Origin of the sequence: Cupriavidus basilensis OR16 (assembly GCF_000243095.1) — a bacterium.
In the GTDB taxonomy this organism is placed as follows: Bacteria; Pseudomonadota; Gammaproteobacteria; order Burkholderiales; family Burkholderiaceae; genus Cupriavidus; species Cupriavidus basilensis_D.
Genome location: NZ_AHJE01000053.1, coordinates 37,532 through 55,761, shown reverse-complemented (window position 1 = coordinate 55,761; position 18,230 = coordinate 37,532). Strand labels below are relative to the sequence as shown.

The following is an 18,230-nucleotide window of genomic DNA, read 5'->3' as shown; positions in this document are numbered from 1 at the left end:
CAGGGGCTTCAATCGTTTACATCGGTGAGCTCGGGGGCTGCCGTGGAGAGATTTTCCTGGATCTGCACCAAAACCTTCTGGAAGGTCTTCAGGTCGCGTTCGGAGACGCCGGTGACGGCATGCTCCAGCAGGGCAGTGATCGACGGCATGAGCTCGTCCAGCAGGGCGCGACCCTTGTCGGTGATGAAGACGAAGCTGCGGCGGCGATCTTCGGTGTCGCGCACGCGCTTGACCAGGCCCTGCTTCTCCATGTTGTCGAGCGCGGGCACGGAAGTCGTTGCGGCGAGGCCGACGCGCCGGCTCAGTTCCAGTTGCGTGAGCCCATTCTGCTCCGCCAGCACGCGCAGGTAGTACCAATGACCTACGGCGGCGCCCTCGCGGGATACCAGGGACTGGAGATGGCTCGTGAACAGACGGTGGAGATCGCGAATATGCCAGGCAATGCTGCGGCCAAGCGTGTCGAACACAGACCGGACAGCAGGTGCGAGCGTGGCTGGGGCTTCGGGCTGCGTCGGACGGTTCTTCCTGCTTTTCGGTATTCCGGTCATGGGTATATCCGCATCCTGCGGGTGATTGCGGTTGATGGGGCGGGGCGAGTTTACCACTAGCCGTGTAGATGCAAGCGGATGAAATCATCCGCGTTCGAACCATAGTGATGGATGATCAACAACCAACTGTTTGAGAAGGAGACTAGCGTGAGAGACGATCGATTCGGACCGGCGCAGGAAAACGGCGAGGGGGAAGGGCACAGCGAACTGTGGACGCGCGACGGTTTCAACGGCGCTTCGTCGATGGTAGTCCGGCCGCACTATGCACCGGCTTACCTGTCGGCGCAGGGACTCCATGTGCCACGGCGCTTCCAGATCGGCAAGCTGGCTGCGCCGGGTAGCGATGACCCCTCGGTGCTGCCGCTGCAGGTGGCGCGGTCGCGTGGCGGCGTGTACCTGAGCGTGGTCAGCCTGTCGCTGCCGATGCCTTACGTGGTTCGCAACGTGGAGGCCGATGAACTGCATTTCGTCCATCACGGCGAACTGAAGTTCGAAACCGACTGCGGGGTTCTGGTGGCCAGTGCGGGCGATTTCGTCTGCATTCCACGTTCCGTCGCCTACCGTATCACGCCGCTGTCCGGGCCCACCCAGAGCTTCATCCTGGAAAGCGCTTCGCCGCTGCGGCTGAACCCGCAGACATCGTCCGGCATGATCAACATCGCGCGCGATGTCCACTACCCACGGATCGAAGCGCCGGTGCCGGGAGAAGGCGAGACCACGCTCGTGCTCAAGGCTGAAGACGGCCCAACCATCTACCGCCTGCCGCAGGACCCGCTGGCCGCAATGGCGCACGTGTATGGCAGCGCGCCGGTCTGGAAGCTGAACCTCGCCAACGTGCAGGTGGGCACCTACCTGCCGCACGGCGGGCCACCGTTCCAGTTCCTGACCTCTGACGATGGCCAAGTGATGCTCTACACGCTGAGTGCACGCATCACTCAGCGCCCGCCCATTCATGTCAACGCGGACTTCGACGAGGTGGTTTTCTACCATCGCGGGCCGGGCGCCTGGGGCGAGGTCTCCGAACCGGGCACGGTGAGCATCGTGCCAAAGGGGGTGATCCACCAGGGGCCGAGCGAGCAGGTCGAGGAGGGCTATCTGGCGTGGTTGCTGGAAACGCGCCCGACGCTGCGCCTCACGCCGGCGGCACTGGAGGCCTCGGTGCTGCTGGAGACCAGCCTGTACGGGGTGCATCCCAGCGAGCAGCACGGCTGACAGGCAACGAGCCGCAGCACAAAACAAAAAAACATACGAGGAGACTGACTTGAACACCGAGACGCTACCCGCGCGGGGGTCGCCCCCCGGCATGGAGGCCCTGGTGCTGGCCCTGGCCGCCCTGTCGGCGCCGGCCGCGCACGCCTTCCAGATTGCCACCGAGAATGAAGACCTGACGATACGCTGGGACAACACACTGAAATACAGCGTCGCGCAGCGCGTCAAGGCGCCCTCGCAGAAGCTGACAGCCGACGTCAATACCGACGACGGCGACCGCAACTTTCGCAAGTGGGGACTCATCTCCAACCGGGTAGACCTGCTCTCGGAGTTCGACGTCACCTACCGCAACTATGGCGTGCGAGTGAGCGGCGCCGCCTGGTATGACGACGTCTACAACCGACGCAATGATAACGATTCGCCCGCTACCGCGAACGCGGCTTCGGTGCCTCATGACCAATTTCCGAGCGGTACCCGCACCATCAACGGCCGGGATGTGGAACTGCTCGATGCCTTTGCCTTCGGCAAGCTGGACGTCGGTGGCAAGCCGGTGAGCTTCAGGCTGGGCCAGCACTCGCTGCTCTATGGCGAAAGCCTGTTCTTCGGCAACAACGGCATTGCCGCCGCGCAGTCGCCGGTCGATCTGGTGAAGCTGCTGTCAGTGCCGAACACACAGTTCAAGGAGCTCATCCGGCCGGTGCCGCAAGTCTCCGGTCAGGTGCAGCTGATGCCCAACCTGGCGGTGGGCGGCTACTACCAGTTGGACTGGGAGCGCAACCGCCTGCCGGGCGTAGGCAGCTATTTTTCGAGCGTCGATATCCTGGACGCCGGTGGCGAACGAATCCTGGCCGGCCCCGGTGTTTTCTTCTCCCGGGTGGGGGACCAGAAGGCGAAGTCATCCGGCCAGGGCGGTATCCAGATGCGTTTCCGCCCGCATGGGCGGGACTCGGAACTGGGCCTCTATGCCGCCAACTTCCACGCCAAGGATCCGGTGGTGTACACCAGCTTTGCCGGCCAGAATCTGGCTGTGGGGAGACTGGGGCAATATCAGCTGGTATTTCCGGAAGACATCAAGGTCGCGGGGGCAAGCTTCTCGACCACGCTGGGCACGGCCAACGTGGCCGGCGAGTTCTCGTATCGCCATAACATGCCGCTCGTGCCCCGCGGCGGCTCAGTGTTCGTGCCGCCCGGCATGACGGCCAACAACTCGGGGAATCCGCTATATCCGGTGGGCGATACCGCGCACGCGCAGATCTCCTGGATCAATCTGCTCTCGCCGACCGCGCTTTGGCAGGGCGGCAGCATCATCGGCGAGATTGCCTGGAACCGGCGCCTGGGTGTGAGCCGTAATCCTGACGCGCTGGACCCCAACGCCACGCGGGATGCCGCAGCCATCCGCATGGTGTTCCAGCCGGCCTATTTCCAGGTGCTCAGCGGGCTGGACATCAATGTGCCGATCGGCATCGGCTATGGCCTCTTCGGCAAGTCCTCGGTGATCAATCCCGGATTCGGGGTTCGTCACGGTGGAGACCTCAGCATCGGCCTGAACGGCATTTACGAGCAGGTGTGGAGGTTCGGCCTGACCTTCACTCACTACTTCGGCCCAGAAGCCACGGTAATCACGCCGCCCAATGGGGCAAGCCAGGCGTATTCGTACGGACAGTCCTTCAAGGATCGCGACTTCGTCTCACTGACGATCCAGCGCGCCTTCTAAAATCGGGAGACCACTCATGAAACATCGAATCGTTGTGATGCCTCTGCTGGCGTCGGCCTTGCTCGCCGCAGGCCAGCCCGCTCAGGCCGTGGTCAGCGCGCAGGAAGCCGGCGCGCTCAAGACCACGCTGACGCCGTTTGGCGCGGAACGTGCAGGCAACAGGGATGGCAGCATTCCCGCGTGGTCCGGCGGCTATACGCAGGTGGCCGCAGGCTACAAGACCGGTGACCCGCCGCCTGACGTGTTCGCCGGTGAGAAACCCGTCCTGAAGATCGACGCGAAGAATGCCGCCCAGTATGCGGACAAGCTGAGCGACGGCGTGAAGGGTCTGCTCCAGAAGTATCCCGAGTCGTTTCGCCTGGATGTCTACCCGACCCACCGCACGGCGGCTGCGCCCCAATGGGTCTATGACAACACCTTGCGCAACGCCACGCACGCCAGGACCACGGACAACGGCCTGTGGGTGGAAGGTGCCTACGGCGGCATCCCGTTCCCGATCCCCAAGAGCGGAAATGAGGCCATGTGGAACCATAAGCTGCAATGGACCGGGGAAACCATCTCGAGCTACTTTGTTAACTATGTCGGCACGCCGGAAGGCAAGCTGATCATGGCCACCAAGGGCTACAACAAGTCCCAGTATCCGTACTATGAAAAGGGCGGATCGCCGGAGAAATTCACGGGCGAATCGCAGCAGTTGCGCATTTTCACAACCGAGCCGGCGCTCAAGGCAGGGTCGCAGTTTTTGCTGGTGGACGCGGTCAACCGACCGCGACAGGCCTGGGAGTATCTCACTGGGCAACGCCGCGTCAGGAAGGCACCAACGCTGGGTTACGACACTCCGGACGACATCAACTCCGGCCAGAGCTACTACGACGAAGCGTTCATCTTCCTCGGCGAACTGGATCGCTACAACTGGAAGCTGGTGGGCAAGAAGGAACTTTATATTCCTTACAACAACAACAAGCTTTACCAGAAGGGCATCACGGTGGAACAACTGCTGTCTCCCCATCACGCAAATCCGGACACGCAGCGGTGGGAGCTGCACCGGGTGTGGGTGGTGGAGGCTGAACTAGCGCCCGGCAAGCGCCACGTGGTGCCCAAGCGCCGGCTCTACCTGGACGAGGACACCTGGGCCGCCGTGCTCGGTGAGGGCTGGGATGCCCAGGGCCAGCTCTGGCGTGTCCAGGTGGCGATGCCCTACGTGGTGCCGGAGGGGCCGTTTGTCAACGCGACCAGTTCCTGGTGCATCTACAACCTGCTGTCGGGCGGGTACCTTGCCGCGGCAATCCCGGACTACGGCAGCGCGAGCTTCCGCTACCACTACAAGCTTCTCGATCGCATTCCGACCAGCTACTTCCAGCCAGAGGCCCTGGCCGGCGAGGGCGTTCGATAGAAGCAGCCAGCAACCATGACCGGGCCGGCTGCAGTCGCCGGCCAAGGCAGAGGAGACATCAATGAATGCATGGTCGACCATCGTCCGGCGCAGGACGATGTGGGGGGCGCTCGCGCTTGGCGGCTGGGCGGTGCTGGCTTCGGCGGGTACAGTCATTGGCCCCGCGGTACCTGCGCCCGGAGAGTTCAGGCAGGACGCGGTGCTGGTTGGCGTTGCCAGCTCGGGCACGGGCGTGGTGGCGGTCGGCGAGCGCGGCACCGTCGTGCTGTCCGACAACGGTCGCGCTCCCTGGCGCCACGCGACAACGCCGACCGACGTCACACTCACCGCCGTACGCTTTGCCACGCCTCTCAAGGGTTGGGCCATCGGTCACGCAGGCGTCGTGCTGGTCACCATCGACGGCGGCAAGACCTGGACGCGGCAACTGGACGGACAGGCTGCGGCCCGGCTGGTCCTGGCCGCAGCCGGGCCCGCCCAAAGCTCGGAAGGCGAAGAGCAGCGCCGCCGGCGCGAACTTGCCAGGCAGCTTGTCGAGGATGGCCCGGACAAGCCATTTCTCGACCTGTATGTCGTCGACGAGGACACGGTGATGGTGGTCGGCGCCTACAACCTGGCCTTCCGCACCACCGACGGCGGCAAGCACTGGGTGCCATGGCAGGACCGGATTCCCAACCCAAAGTCGCTGCACCTCTACGGCGTCGCGGGCGCCGGCCGCGACCTCTATATCGCCGGCGAGAAAGGCACGCTGCTGCACTCAGCCGATGGGGGCGAGTCCTTCGGGACGCTGCAGTCCCCCTACAGCGGAACCTTCTTCGGGGTGCTGGTACAGCCGGATGGCAGCGTGATTGCCTACGGGCTGCGCGGCAACAGCTATCGCTCCGCCGACCGTGGCGCAAGCTGGTCGAAGCTTGCGCTCGACACCACGGCGTCCATTACCGGCGGCACCAACCTTGGCGACGGGCGCGTGGCGCTGGTGACGCAGGCCGGTGAGCTGTTCATCAGCCGGCAAGGCCAGCCGGACGCATTCACTCGAGCCGGGACCGATCGGTCGCAGCCCTTTGCCGGCGCGGTACGGCAGGGCGCCATCCTCGTACTGGTCGGTGCACGCGGTACATCGACTGCGCAGGCACCGGATGGGACGCAGTAACGCATAAGGGAATTTTTGCCATGCATGAGCACAACATCAAGGGCGAGTGGCAGGTTGTCGGCCGGATCGAGGATTTCGATGCGGGATCCGGCTCGCCTGTCGAGCGCATCATCTTCAACCATCGGGGCTGGATCCTTGCCTTTTGCCTGGTCGTCACCGCCTTGCTTGGCTGGCAGGCGACGCGGGTGCGGTTGAACGCTGACTTCGAAAAGATGATCCCGGCAGCGCATTCGTACATCCAGAATTACCTTGGGCACAAGGCGGACCTGAGCGGGCTCGGCAACGCGTTGCGCGTCTCGGTGGAGACACGCAACGAGAACATCTTTGACCCGGTCTATCTCGACACCCTGCGCAGGATCAACGATGAGCTGTTTCTGCTCCCCGGCGTTGACCGCTCGTACCAGAAGTCGCTCTGGACTGCCAACACGCGTTGGCTCGGCGTGACGGAGGAGGGACTGGAAGGCGGTACGGTGATCCCTGACGACTACGACGGCTCGCCATCCAGCGTCGAGGCGGTGCGGCGCAATGTGGAGCGATCCGGCGAAGTTGGCCAACTGGTGGCCAACGACTATCGTTCATCGGTCGTCTTCCTGCCGCTGCTTGAACGGGATCCGAAGGACGGGCAGGCGCTCGACTATGGGAAGTTCTCCGACGCTCTGGAGGCCGTCCGCCAGAAGTACGAGACGAAGGACCTGCGTATCCATGTCACGGGCTTCGCCAAGGTAGTTGGCGACCTCATCGCAGGCATTCGGGAGGTGATGGTCTTCTTCGCGCTGGCGGTGGCGATCGTGGCCGCTGCCGTGCTCTGGTACACACGCTGCCTGCGCAGCATGCTGCTGGTGGTGCTGACCTCGCTGCTGGCCGTAGTGTGGCAGCTGGGCCTGTTGCCGGTATTGGGCTATACACTGGACCCATATTCCGTGCTGGTACCGTTTCTCGTCTTCGCCATCGGCATGAGCCACGGCGCGCAGAAGATGAACGGGATCGTGCAGGACATCGGCCGCGGCGTGCACCGGCTGGTGGCAGCTCGTTACACCTTTCGGCGGCTTTTCATGGCGGGACTGTCGGCGTTGCTGTGCGACGCGGTCGGTTTCGCGGTGCTGCTGGTCATCCGCATTCCGGTCATCCAGGAACTGGCCGTGGTGGCAAGCCTGGGGGTAGCCATTCTGGTCTTCACCAACCTGGTGCTGCTGCCGGTACTACTTTCGTACACCGGCGTGAGCGCGAATGCGGCAGCGCGGGCATTGCGCGCGCAGGAGGCGCCCGCGCAGGACCGCCTGCTGTGGCGCTGGCTGGAGCGCTTCACCGGGAGGCAATGGGCGCTCGCGGCGCTGCTCGGTGCGGGTCTGCTCGGGCTGGGAGGCTTCCTGGTCAGCCTGCACCTGCAGGTAGGCGATCTCGATGAAGGCGCGCCTGAGCTGCGCGCGGACTCCCGTTACAACCGCGACGACCGGTTCATGACTTCGCACTATTCCGCCAGCAGCGACCTGCTGGTGGTCATGGTGCGCACGCCCGACGGTCTCTGTAGCGACTATGCGACGCTGAAGAAGGTGGATGTGCTGGAATGGCAGCTCAGGCACCTGCCGGGCGTGGAGGGCACCAGTTCACTGGCGCTGCTGAGCCGCCGCATCGTCGCGGGCATGAACGAGAACAGCCCGAAGTGGTACGAACTGGTGCACAACCAGCCCACGCTGAATACCGCCGCCAACCGTTCTCCGCGCGAGAGCTTCAACCAGGCGTGCAACCTACTCTCGGTCTATGTTTACCTCAAGGACCACCGGGCCAACACCCTGGGCACGGTAGTTACCACCGTCGAGGACTTCGCGGCGCGTCACAACACGGCGGACGTGCGCTTCCTGCTCGCCGCCGGCAGTGCCGGCATCGAAGCTGCCACCAATATCGTGGTGAAGAGCGCGAGCCGGCAGATGCTGTTCTGGGTCTACGGCGCAGTCATCCTGCTGTGCATCGTGACGTTCCGCTCCTGGCGGGCTGCCGTGTGCGCGGTGGTGCCGCTCGCACTGACCTCGGTGCTGGCAGAGGCGCTGATGGTGGCGCTCGGGATTGGCGTGAAGGTAGCGACGCTGCCGGTGATTGCCTTGGGGGTGGGGATCGGCGTCGACTACGCCCTCTACATCATGACGATCGTGCTGGTCGAGTTGCGCGCGGGAGCAAGCCTTGCGCAGGCATATCGCCGCGCGTTGCGCTTTACCGGCAAGGTGGTGATGCTGACCGGCGTGACACTGGCCATCGCGGTGGCGACATGGCTTTTCTCGCCGATCAAGTTCCAGGCCGACATGGGCATACTGCTGGCCTTCATGTTCTTGTGGAACATGCTAGGCGCCATGATTTTGCTGCCCGCCCTTGCGTATTTCCTGCTACCCGCCGCCAGCGCCGGGCAGAAGCAGGCGTCACAGTCGTCTGGCGATTGCCACGAACTCCCCGGCGAACGGTGGTACCGGTACGACAGGCAGTCGGGTCGTGCATGAACTGATCGCGCACGGCGTGGAGGTGAAGATCCTCACGCGCAACCTGGAGCGCGCCAACGCCGTTGCGCCGCAGGCGCAGGCGGTGGTGGGTGACCTGCTCAAGCCGGCGGATCTCCGACCGGCCTTTGAAGACGTCGATGCGCTCTTCCTGCTGCTGGCAGGCGTACCGAGCGAAGCGCACGAGGGGCTTACCGCCGTGGCGCTTGCGCGCGCGGCCGGCGTGAAGCGCATCGTCTATCTGTCCGTGCACCAGACCGCGCGGCCGCCGCGCCATGTGCCGCATATCGGCTCGAAGCTGCTGATCGAATCGGTGATCCGGGAATCCGGTATTCCGTACACCTTCATCCGCCCCAACGTGTTCATGCAGAATGACTTCTGGTATCAAGAAGCCTTGCTAGCGCATTCCATCTATCCGCAACCCATCGGCGACAAGGGGACATCGCTCTGCGATGTGCACGACATTGCAGAAGCCGCAGCGATAGCCCTGACCACGGACGGCCACGAGGGCGAGGCCTACACCATCGCCGGTCCGGAGCCGTTCACCGGCCAACGAGCTGCCGCGCTCTGGTCCGCGGTGCTCGGCAAGGACGTGACGTATGGCGGGCACGACATGGAGCAGTGGGAACTGCAACAACTCGAGCGCGGTGTGCCGCAGTGGTTCGCACTGGATCTCAAGATGATGTTTACGGCATGGCAAACGGACGGACTGGTGGCAACAGACAACGAGATCGACCGCCTGACCCGACTGCTCGGCCATGCGCCGCGTAGCTACGAAGATTTTGTGGTGGAAACCGTCGCCAGTTGGCCGGTGGGCCAATCTCAGATCGCAGCCTTCAAAGGCAGGGCTTTCTCGTAGCGTCTTTGTGGCCGAGTGCCATTCATCATCTATCAGGAGAGCAATATGCCAATCACCGTTCTGGATCACTTCTCATCCGGCAGCCTGGCACCGGAAATCTGGCGCACGCTCGCGTTGCCGGCGGGCGACGGCGCAATCTGGGTATTCCAGGATCCGGGGGTGCGGATACAGGCTGAGGGCGGCGTGCTGGAGGCCAGCATCGAACGCTTTCGGCTCAGCCACGACCACGTCCAGATGTTCGACAACCCCAAGCTGCTGGTAGTAATGCAGCAGCCAGTGCCGTTGTCCGTAACAGGGGTCACCACGATTTCCTGGGATATGGCCTGCGAAAATCACAATGGCAATCCGGACGACCTGCTGGACGGCTTCGTGGCACTAAGCCTGGGCGACTTCGAAACCGGCATGGTGTTCGACTTCATCATGTCTGGCACGCGCATAGGGGTGGTCTACGAGCGCCTGGCCCTGCCGGGCGTGACGCCGGCAGGCGGAGACTGGATCCATGTGGTGCAGTCCCCGCTGCTGGCGCAGAGCGCCCCCGGCGAGTTCCAGCACTATGAAATCCGCTTCGATCGCGCCGCGCGCTCGTGCGAATGGTGGGTGGATGGCCGGCGGATGTATGCCGTGTCGGATATCCCGGTCGACGTGAAGAGCGTCACGCCTGGCGTGGGACTGCTGACGCTCAGGCCCCTTGAGTCAGGCAAGGGGAGTGTCTCCAACCATGGGCAAGGCGCTACCGGCAGATGGCGAAACTTGGTGGTGCAGGGCTAAGAGACGAGCGCGTGCGTGAGCAACAAGGCGCCGCTTGTGCTGCTGCCCGGGCACCTCTGCGACCACCGGATGTGGACGCATCAGGCTGAAGCGCTGTCCAACATCGCCAATGTGCTGGTGCTGCCCCTCGGAGCTCGTGCCTCGGTTGGCGAACTGGCGAGTGATGTCCTGGGCAGGGCGCCGCCGACGTTTGCGCTGGGTGCCTTTTCGCAGGGCGGGTTCGTGGCCTTCGAGATTCTTCGGAGCCCCTCGCACAGGGTCACCAGGCTTGCTCCGATCAGCACCGCGGCGCGGCCGGACTGACCGGCTTTGGCGCCCGTGCGTCCGCTCAGCCGCTTCGCAACTAAACGGCGGCGCGACCGGGTTTGCTAAGGTCGGACGACGATATTTCCGGGTCCCGCCGCAATCAGGATGATGAACCCGCCAATAATGCTGATATGTTCCAGAAAGCCCGTTAAGGAGACAGTGCGCTGCGCGCCTTTCAGATTCCAGAAGTCGTAGAATACCAACGCAGTTGCCAGCGTGAATACTGCAAGAAGCAGCGAAGCGATTCCGGTTTGCCATCCAGCCATGATGGCTATGCCGCATGTAAGCTGGACCAATATTGTGCTCGACAGGATCAGACGCGGAAACGGAATATTTCTTGATCTGACTTCTTCTAGGCCATGGCTGAAGAACAGAAGTTTATTGGCTCCGCTGAGCACGTACATGAATGCGATAAATACACGTCCAGCAAGCAAGTAGTAATCAAGCATACAGACTCCAAATGGGGCCGGTCAGTGCCGGAAGGCTGCACCTGCGTTCCTGGCATTGGGAAATAACGGACTGGCCCGCAACGGCATGCGGCGCCAGCCCGGCTATCGTCAGCTGCGATCGTAGGAGAACTGGATTCCGGCAGTGCCGCCGGTTTCGACGAACAGGTCAATGAAGGCTGGTACGGATTCCTCCCGCGCCCAGTCGCGCTGCAATTCGCAGAACAACTGCGCAACACTGATCATCTTGCCGCCGGCTTGCTCAATGCGGCGCAGGGCAGCTTCGTGTGCCGCGACCGAGGTACCGCCGACGGCGTCCACCACCACATAGACTTCATATCCTTCCTTGAGCGCGTCCAGTGCGGGGAACGTCAGGCAAGCCTCGGTCCACAGTGCAGTCATGATGAGCTTCTTGCGGCCCGTGGCCTTGACGGCCGCTTTGAATTCGACGTCTTCCCACGAGTTGATAGTCGTGCGGTCGTAGGTCGGATAGTCGCCCAAGACCTTGCGCAGTTGCGGAATCGGTGGTTTGTTCAAGCCGGTCTTCACATTCACCGTTGAGTGAATGATGGGCAGCTTGTATGCAATGGCCGCCTTCGACGTCCCAACGATATTGTTGATCAGAAGCTGACGGTCCATCGACGCAATGGAGTTCACTTGCACCGGTTGGTAATCGATGATGACAAACGCCGCATTCTGCGGGGTCAGCAGATGGTCGCTTGCAGGATCACGGATGGGTTCGCTGGCCATAGTTCTCTCCATATCAGTAAGAAAGTTGCTGCTATTCAATACGCATTGATGATGCCTGCGTGCGCACCGCGGGCTGTCGGCGTTACCTTGCTGCCTTTCAATCGATCGAAACGCCGCGATGAGCCTGTGCAGGATAGGCGATCCCCCGTGTTGAGCGTGATAGGCATCTGCCGAACATGCTGTTCTATCTGGTCGAACGATGTGGCGGGGCAATTGAGAGCATTCTGTCTCCGATCCATGGTCTCCCGGATGCCCGACATCCTCGGGACGCGTCATCGTGATGTGCTCGCTGGTTCGGGCAGTTCCCGCGTTCCCGCTTTCTGTCGCGATGCCAGAGTTCGCCCTTCGTGTACCTTGTCTTTTAATATTCAAAACTTGTTTTTATATATTTTTCTGTTTAGTATAGTTTTTGTACCTGCTGCGATGGATTCTCCGGGTTGACCACCGCGCAATGAGTCAGAAGCTCCACATAGAGCGCGGCGGACAGCACAGCACATAGAACAGCGAGAGACAGAGATGGACATCAACGAGGTTCAATCAAGCCCGGGCGGTAGCGCTGCGGCGTCGGAATCGCGCCATGCGGTGCATTCGATCGATCACTACGCGCTGGAGGTTCCCGATCTGGCGGTGGCTGAGCACTTTCTCGACGCTTTCGGACTGATCCCGCTGCGCAAGGGAAATTCACTCGACGTATTTGCCGGTGACCAGCACTGCTGGGCCAGATTCTATAAGGGTGAACAGAAGCGTCTGGCTTATCTGAGTTTCAATTGCTTTGCAGGGGACTTCGACGGCATCCAGCGACAGCTTGCGGATTGCGGTGCGACTTTTGTAACCGATGTGCCGTTCGGCAGCGAGGAAGGGATGTGGTTCATCGATGTGGATGGCAACCTGGTCCAGGTCAAGGTCGGTCCCAAAACGTCCCCGAGCGCGAAGTCCACAGTCCGAATGGAGAGCGCGTCGGCAGGTAGACGCGGCGCGGTAGTCAGGAGCCAGGTGCAGAGAGTCCATCCGCGACGCCTTTCGCACGTGTTGCTGTTTTCGCCTAGCGTGCCACGCGCGCTGGATTTCTATCGGAATGCGCTGGGCTTGCGCCTATCGGACAGATCCGATGATGTGATCGCCTTTACCCACGCTCCATACGGCAGCGACCATCACTTGCTTGCATTTGTGAAGAGTTCCGCGAAAGGCTGGCATCACGCGGCATGGGATGTCGAAAGCGTCAATCAGGTAGGACAGGGTGCCAGCCAGATGGCCAACGCGGGTTACAAACGGGGCTGGGGTACCGGACGCCATGTACTCGGATCAAACTATTTCTTTTATGTGCTCGACCCCTGGGGCTCGTTCTGCGAGTACTCGGCGGACATCGATTACATCGCCGCGGGACAGTCGTGGCCAGCGGGCGATTTCCCGGCCGAAGACTCGCTGTACCAATGGGGACCCGACGTCCCAGATTACTTCATTCGCAACACGGAAGCCTGAGTTGAAACAAGGCAGATGACGGCGAGTTGGCACCCGTGGACAGCCGCCAGGCTCAATCTGTTCCTTCTGTCGCAGAGGGCCTCCAGCCCCGCGTTGACGGAAACCGGGTTGGGCTGGCTTCAGAAATATATTTGCATTTGTATTTTATTTATATCGTTCGGCTGTGCGTTATGGCCTCGACTTCTTGGGAGTTTGAATATGAAATTGACAACGTTCCTGCTGGATGGCCAGCAACGTATGGGCATTGTGACCACCGAGGGCGTGTTAGCCTTGCCTGCGGCAGCAGGCAATGATATTGGTGCGTTGATTGAGTCAGGCTTGAGCGCAGATCAACTACGCAACCTGTATGCCGAAGCTGCACTGGTGCCGGATGGCAGTCGGCTGACTTATCTGCCGCCTGTTGTCAATCCTCGCAAGATTCTTTGCGTAGGACTTAACTATGCCGACCATACCAAGGAGTCGCCTTACGATCAGCCGGACTACCCGACGCTGTTCCTGCGCGTGCCGACCAGCTTGGTGGGTCACGCCGGTGCCATCGTGCGACCGTTGGTGAGCGATTCGCTGGACTTCGAGGGCGAGCTGGCTGTCGTGATCGGAAAGGGCGGCAAGCATATTACGAAGGAAGCCGCGTTGGCTCATGTGTTCGGCTACTCGATCTTCAACGACGGTTCGGTACGAGAGTACCAGTTCAAGTCTCCCCAATGGACGGTTGGCAAGAATTTCGATGCAACAGGTGGCTTCGGGCCGGTGCTGGTGACCGCGGATGAATTGCCGCCGGGCGCGGCTGGCCTCAAGCTGGAGACGCGGCTGAACGGGCAGGTTGTCCAGTCCGCGAATACCTCCGACATGTTGTATGACGTGGCTTCGCTGATCGCCATCATCAGCGAGGCGATCACCCTCGAGGCTGGTGACGTAATCGTAGCCGGTACACCGTCCGGTATTGGCTGGGCGCGTGATCCGAAGCTGCTGATGCGCCATGGTGACGTGTGCGAGGTCACGATTGAAGGCATCGGCACGTTGTCGAATCCCGTCATCGACGAACAAATGCAATAAGGCCTTTGAGCATGAAATCCGAGGAGACAAAATTGAAGACGATCGAAGTCCCCGTTCTTGTCGTGGGCGCCGGACCGGCGGGTCTGGTTTCCACCGCACTGCTGGCCACCTACGGTGTCCGGACACTGACAATCACCAAGTACCACGGCACCGCCAATTCGCCTCGCGCTCACATCACCAACCAACGTACCATGGAGGTGTTTCGCGACCTGGGCATAGAAGACCGCGTGCGGCAGTTCGCCGCGCCGAACGAGCTGATGAGCAACAATGTCTGGGCGACCAGTTTTGCGGGCACGGAGATCGCACGACTACAAACGTGGGGCAGTTCGGAGCAACGCAAGGCGGACTACGCGATGGCTAGCCCATCCCAGATGTGCAACGCACCGCAGCATCTGCTTGAGCCCGTCATCCTGGACTGCGCACGAGAGCGTGGGGCAGAGTTCCTGTTCAATACAGAACTCATTCAGATCTCCCAGAACGACGATGCAGTCACGGCAATCCTGAGGAACCGCAGCACGGATGAGACCATGCAGGTCAAGGCGCGCTATGTCATTGGCGCGGATGGCGCCGCTAGCACAGTGGTGCCCCAATGTGGATTCGAGATGGAAGGCCAGATGGGGCTCGGGGCTGCAGTCAATTGCTGGCTCGAAGTGGATCTGGCCAAATATTGTGAGCATCGCCCCGGTGTGCTGTACTGGATGACCCAGCCGGGCAATGACTATTGGGTGGGAAGCGGCACCTACATCTGTGTGCGCCCATGGAACGAGTGGGTGTTGCTATTCATGTACGATCCTGCCGACGGCGAGCCAGACCTCAGTGAGCAAGCCATTATCCGGCGTGCCAGGGCTACCATCGGCGATGACTCCCTTTCCATCAAGGTAAAAGCTGTTAGTAAATGGCAGATCAATCATGTCGCAGCCAGGGACATGCGCAAGGGTCGTGTCTTCATCGCCGGCGATGCCGCACATCGACACCCGCCCGCCAACGGTCTTGGCACCAATACCTCGATCCAGGATGCCTTTAATCTGGCCTGGAAGCTTGCGTATGTGATTCGTGGCGGTGCGCACGACGCATTGCTCGACAGCTATTCCGCCGAACGCCAGCCGGTCGCCAGGCAAGTGGTTGACCGCGCGATGAAGTCGGTCCGCAATATGCTGCCGATCGCGCAGGCGTTAGGATTCCAGCCAGGCCAGAGCGAAGCCGAGGGCTGGGAGAACATCGATGAGCTCTTCGGAGGCACGGAGCGGGGCCAGGAGCGGCGCCGTACTCTGCAAGAGGCGGTCGAGTTGCAGAACTACCAGTTCAATTGCCACGGCGTGGAGCTTGGCCAGACTTACCAGTCGGCAGCGGTAGTGCCGGACGGGCTGCCGCGCGAACCCTTTACACGAGATCCTGAGCTCTACTACCATCCGACCACCTCGCCAGGTGGGGTCATTCCTCACGCGTGGCTTGAATATCGCAAGGAGCGTGTCTCCACGCTGGACCTGGTTGGACACGGTCGCTTTACGCTGCTGACAGGTGTCGGCGGTGGCGCCTGGCACCGCATCGCCACTGCCATTTCGAAAGAAACTGGAATCGAGATCGAGGTGGCTAGCATTGGCGGACCGAACTGTGATGCGCACGATGTCTACGGTACCTGGGGCAAGCTGCGCGGTATCACCGACTCGGGCGCGATTCTGGTACGGCCGGATCGTTTCGTTTGCTGGCGGCAACAACGGCATGGCGCCAACTCCGAACGAGAATTCTCCGCAGTAATGCGGGGCATCCTCGGCCGCTTGTCGGATTCCGAAGTCGGCTGCCACGCCGCATAACACACCTCGCAGGTGAGCCAAGGCCGCTGGCAGGCGCGTTGCGCCAGCGGCCTTCGTTCGAAAGCATCAGGAACGGCGAGGTCCATGCTGCGTTGGCCATGGGCGACACAGAGGCCGCGACGGGGGGGCGATGTCTTGCCTGCATCGCGACCTGCTCGTCTCGCAAAAAATATATAATAGTTCATACTATCTATTATTTTGCGAGGCGATACTGTGCCGAGAGCTAAGTCAGCAAAGGCAGGCGTCGAGGAAGTTGCTGCCATTGCGCCGGAAACGCTGGACTTGGGAGGGCGGACCTGGGCGTCCATTCTCGAGCAGACCGTCCGTGAAGACATTATCAACGGCGAATTGCCCGCCGGTAGCAAGCTCCGTCTGAAGGAGTTGGCTGAGCGCTACCAGGCCGGTGTTATTCCGCTAAGAGAGGCGCTGTCGCGACTGTGCGCGACCGGATTCGTATTGGCAATTGATCAGAAGGGCTTTCGGGTAGCTGAGTTGTCGCCGGATGAGCTTCTGGACATCACCCGTGTCAGGCAGCAGATTGAAACCAGCGCACTCCGGGACGCGATCGAGACGGGAGATATCGCTTGGGAGGGAGAGGTCATTGCTGCGCATTATCGCCTGACGCGCATCCCGATGGTTCTGCATGGACAGGATGGAGTGCTGAATCCCGTGTGGGAGGAGGCTCACGCCACCTTTCATGAGGTTCTGATCGCGGGATGCAAGTCGCCATGGATGCGCCGGTTTTCGACAGTGCTCAGGGACCAGACGGCGCGTTACCGCGTTATTTCTCTCGCCGTGCCCAAGGCCGAACGAAGCCGGGACGTGGCAGCGGAACATGAGGCAATTGTCAATGCCATCGTCGATCGCGACGCCAACAAAGCTTGCAGGCTTCTTTCCGATCATTTCCAGGCGACCGCGAACCTGGTGCTGAAGTTTCTCCAGCAACAGATAGCCAAATCGGCGCCGGCGCGCAAGCGGAGCGCATCGGCAGAACTGGGGGTCTGACGCCGTTTCCGCGGATCTTCGCCAGTCGTCTTCTGCGGTAGTCCGCCTCATTCCTGTCTTGCCATCGTTTTCTGCGACGGCGCTTTCATCAAAGATCGCTTTACAGCCACCTCGGGTCTTCTCACCCTCCATGGCTTCCACCGCGCAGGTAGCGTATGTGGAAGAGCAGGGACATGCCCGGCATGGAGACAGAACTTGAAGAACACGACAAAGCCAGTTTGCCGCCTCTTTGGCGCGGCGGCTTCCCTGACCCTCTCACTTGCCTGCGGCATCAACTGGCGGCAAAGGCACCACGCGATGGCGTGGCGGTGGCGGCTCAAAAAACTATCGCCAGTTACGACAAAGTTCCCGGCGGCGGTGCGGACTTCGGCGCCGACACTCTGATCCTCGTGGCAACGGGAAATCGCGAACACGTTCGCTCTTTCCGACTGGCGGATTGTCCTTGATTGAGGGGGTAACTTTTACTAGGCTCGACACATCGAGTTGCTAGGAGGTGGGTGACCTGTCGAGTTGCACGCAGGTACCGCGCTCTTTGGCATTGAAAGGCGGTTCGACAGGCGTGCGCCCAATCATGGCACCCATGGCGACACTACCGCAATGGAGACTAGCATGACCAGTGAAGCGATCCGCGATCCGAAGAGTGATCACCTTCTCACCCCGCAGAACTCAACGTTCATCATCATCGATTACCAGCCGGTGCAGGTTAACTCCATTGCCTCAATGGATCGTCAACTCCTGATCGACAACATCGTCGGCACCGCGAAGATGGCAGTGGCGTACGGGTTGCCAATTGTCCATTCGACGGTGAACGTGAAGACCGGGCTGAACAAGCCGCCAATCCCGCAGATTCAGAAGGTGCTCGGCCACCTGCCGACCATCGATCGCACGTCCATCAACTCCTGGGAAGACACGGAGTTCAAGCAGGCAGTCAAGGCAATTGGGCGCAAGAAGCTGATCATGACCGCGCTGTGGACCGAGGCGTGCCTGTCCTTTCCCGCACTGGATGCGCTGGAGGAGGGTTACGAAGTCTATGCGGTAGTGGACGCCGTTGGCGGAACCTCGGTTGCGGCGCATGAGGCCGCTTTGCGGCGGATCGAACAAGCGGGCGGCCAGATGATCAGCTGGACGCAGATGTTGTGCGAACTCCAGCGCGACTGGGCCAGGTCGGATACGGTGCCTGCGTTCATGAATCTCTTCATCGAAACGGGGGGAACTGCCGGCATCCAGTTCGCCTACGAGAAAAAGGACTAGGATCGGCC

Annotated in this window: 17 protein-coding genes; 14 read left to right on the top strand and 3 right to left on the bottom strand. The window is 61.5% G+C overall.

The features are described 5' to 3' along the window. Nucleotides 1–8: 8 nt before the first annotated feature. The gene (locus OR16_RS20155; protein WP_081488835.1) at nucleotides 9–548 is read right to left on the bottom strand and encodes a MarR family winged helix-turn-helix transcriptional regulator; all 540 of its coding nucleotides are present in this window, start codon (nucleotides 546–548) and stop codon (nucleotides 9–11) included. Nucleotides 549–695: 147 nt separating this feature from the next. Between OR16_RS20155 and OR16_RS20150 the strand changes: the two genes are divergently transcribed. From OR16_RS20150 to OR16_RS20115, 8 genes are all read left to right on the top strand, one after another. Further along, complete coding sequence (locus OR16_RS20150; protein WP_043420434.1) at nucleotides 696–1,760, top strand: homogentisate 1,2-dioxygenase; 1,065 nt, start codon at nucleotides 696–698, stop codon at nucleotides 1,758–1,760. 49 nt (nucleotides 1,761–1,809) lie between these two features. Then, nucleotides 1,810–3,471 carry a DUF1302 domain-containing protein gene (locus OR16_RS20145; protein WP_006159791.1) on the top strand — a complete coding sequence of 554 codons (1,662 nt, stop codon included), beginning with the start codon at nucleotides 1,810–1,812 and terminating at the stop codon, nucleotides 3,469–3,471. 16 nt (nucleotides 3,472–3,487) lie between these two features. Next, nucleotides 3,488–4,864, top strand: a complete 1,377-nt coding sequence (locus OR16_RS20140) for a DUF1329 domain-containing protein (protein WP_006159790.1) — start codon at nucleotides 3,488–3,490, stop codon at nucleotides 4,862–4,864. A 61-nt stretch (nucleotides 4,865–4,925) separates the two neighbouring features. Further along, entirely contained in the window at nucleotides 4,926–6,011 is a 1,086-nt protein-coding gene (locus tag OR16_RS20135) for a WD40/YVTN/BNR-like repeat-containing protein (protein WP_006159789.1), read from the top strand. 20 nt (nucleotides 6,012–6,031) lie between these two features. Beyond that, nucleotides 6,032–8,497: an efflux RND transporter permease subunit gene (locus OR16_RS20130; protein WP_006159788.1), complete on the top strand. Its 2,466-nt coding sequence runs from the start codon at nucleotides 6,032–6,034 to the stop codon at nucleotides 8,495–8,497. After that, nucleotides 8,490–9,353, top strand: a complete 864-nt coding sequence (locus OR16_RS20125; RefSeq protein WP_006159787.1) for an NmrA family NAD(P)-binding protein — start codon at nucleotides 8,490–8,492, stop codon at nucleotides 9,351–9,353. Before OR16_RS20130 ends, OR16_RS20125 begins: the two co-directional genes overlap by 8 nt. A gap of 45 nt (nucleotides 9,354–9,398) precedes the next feature. Continuing rightward, complete coding sequence (locus OR16_RS20120; protein WP_006159786.1) at nucleotides 9,399–10,121, top strand: DUF6081 family protein; 723 nt, start codon at nucleotides 9,399–9,401, stop codon at nucleotides 10,119–10,121. Between the two features lie 15 nt (nucleotides 10,122–10,136). Continuing rightward, on the top strand, nucleotides 10,137–10,424 hold the full coding sequence (locus OR16_RS20115; protein ID WP_006159785.1) for an alpha/beta fold hydrolase: 288 nt from the start codon (nucleotides 10,137–10,139) through the stop codon (nucleotides 10,422–10,424). A gap of 65 nt (nucleotides 10,425–10,489) precedes the next feature. Here the strand turns inward: OR16_RS20115 and OR16_RS20110 are convergent, their stop codons facing one another. Beyond that, a complete protein-coding gene (locus OR16_RS20110; RefSeq protein ID WP_006159784.1) occupies nucleotides 10,490–10,876 on the bottom strand; it encodes a DoxX family protein in 387 nt (128 codons plus the stop codon). A 108-nt stretch (nucleotides 10,877–10,984) separates the two neighbouring features. After that, on the bottom strand, nucleotides 10,985–11,623 hold the full coding sequence (locus tag OR16_RS20105) for a hydrolase (protein WP_006159783.1): 639 nt from the start codon (nucleotides 11,621–11,623) through the stop codon (nucleotides 10,985–10,987). A 516-nt stretch (nucleotides 11,624–12,139) separates the two neighbouring features. Between OR16_RS20105 and OR16_RS20100 the strand changes: the two genes are divergently transcribed. The 6 genes from OR16_RS20100 to OR16_RS20080 all read left to right on the top strand — a co-directional run bounded on the left by OR16_RS20100 (nucleotide 12,140) and on the right by OR16_RS20080 (nucleotide 18,222). Continuing rightward, nucleotides 12,140–13,102, top strand: coding sequence for a VOC family protein (locus OR16_RS20100; protein ID WP_006159782.1), 963 nt, complete (start codon nucleotides 12,140–12,142; stop codon nucleotides 13,100–13,102). A 198-nt stretch (nucleotides 13,103–13,300) separates the two neighbouring features. Then, the gene (locus OR16_RS20095; RefSeq protein ID WP_006159781.1) at nucleotides 13,301–14,155 is read left to right on the top strand and encodes a fumarylacetoacetate hydrolase family protein; all 855 of its coding nucleotides are present in this window, start codon (nucleotides 13,301–13,303) and stop codon (nucleotides 14,153–14,155) included. A gap of 32 nt (nucleotides 14,156–14,187) precedes the next feature. After that, nucleotides 14,188–15,966, top strand: a complete 1,779-nt coding sequence (locus OR16_RS20090; protein ID WP_006159780.1) for an FAD-dependent oxidoreductase — start codon at nucleotides 14,188–14,190, stop codon at nucleotides 15,964–15,966. A gap of 213 nt (nucleotides 15,967–16,179) precedes the next feature. Beyond that, on the top strand, nucleotides 16,180–16,971 hold the full coding sequence (locus OR16_RS20085; protein WP_063709602.1) for an FCD domain-containing protein: 792 nt from the start codon (nucleotides 16,180–16,182) through the stop codon (nucleotides 16,969–16,971). Nucleotides 16,972–17,144: 173 nt separating this feature from the next. After that, nucleotides 17,145–17,417 carry a hypothetical protein gene (locus OR16_RS43595; RefSeq protein WP_141639894.1) on the top strand — a complete coding sequence of 91 codons (273 nt, stop codon included), beginning with the start codon at nucleotides 17,145–17,147 and terminating at the stop codon, nucleotides 17,415–17,417. Nucleotides 17,418–17,580: 163 nt separating this feature from the next. Continuing rightward, nucleotides 17,581–18,222 carry a hydrolase gene (locus OR16_RS20080; protein WP_006159778.1) on the top strand — a complete coding sequence of 214 codons (642 nt, stop codon included), beginning with the start codon at nucleotides 17,581–17,583 and terminating at the stop codon, nucleotides 18,220–18,222. The last annotated feature ends 8 nt before the right edge of the window (nucleotides 18,223–18,230 follow it).

What these genes read in the sequence shown, in the direction of transcription:
- OR16_RS20155 (WP_081488835.1), bottom strand. Translation starts at nt 548, where the DNA reads ATGACCGGAATACCGAAAAGCAGGAAGAACCGTCCGACGCAGCCCGAA.
- OR16_RS20120 (WP_006159786.1), top strand. Translation starts at nt 9,399, where the DNA reads ATGCCAATCACCGTTCTGGATCACTTCTCATCCGGCAGCCTGGCACCG.
- OR16_RS20135 (WP_006159789.1), top strand. Translation starts at nt 4,926, where the DNA reads ATGAATGCATGGTCGACCATCGTCCGGCGCAGGACGATGTGGGGGGCG.
- OR16_RS20130 (WP_006159788.1), top strand. Translation starts at nt 6,032, where the DNA reads ATGCATGAGCACAACATCAAGGGCGAGTGGCAGGTTGTCGGCCGGATC.
- OR16_RS20095 (WP_006159781.1), top strand. Translation starts at nt 13,301, where the DNA reads ATGAAATTGACAACGTTCCTGCTGGATGGCCAGCAACGTATGGGCATT.
- OR16_RS43595 (WP_141639894.1), top strand. Translation starts at nt 17,145, where the DNA reads ATGCCCGGCATGGAGACAGAACTTGAAGAACACGACAAAGCCAGTTTG.
- OR16_RS20140 (WP_006159790.1), top strand. Translation starts at nt 3,488, where the DNA reads ATGAAACATCGAATCGTTGTGATGCCTCTGCTGGCGTCGGCCTTGCTC.
- OR16_RS20100 (WP_006159782.1), top strand. Translation starts at nt 12,140, where the DNA reads ATGGACATCAACGAGGTTCAATCAAGCCCGGGCGGTAGCGCTGCGGCG.
- OR16_RS20110 (WP_006159784.1), bottom strand. Translation starts at nt 10,876, where the DNA reads ATGCTTGATTACTACTTGCTTGCTGGACGTGTATTTATCGCATTCATG.
- OR16_RS20105 (WP_006159783.1), bottom strand. Translation starts at nt 11,623, where the DNA reads ATGGCCAGCGAACCCATCCGTGATCCTGCAAGCGACCATCTGCTGACC.
- OR16_RS20080 (WP_006159778.1), top strand. Translation starts at nt 17,581, where the DNA reads ATGACCAGTGAAGCGATCCGCGATCCGAAGAGTGATCACCTTCTCACC.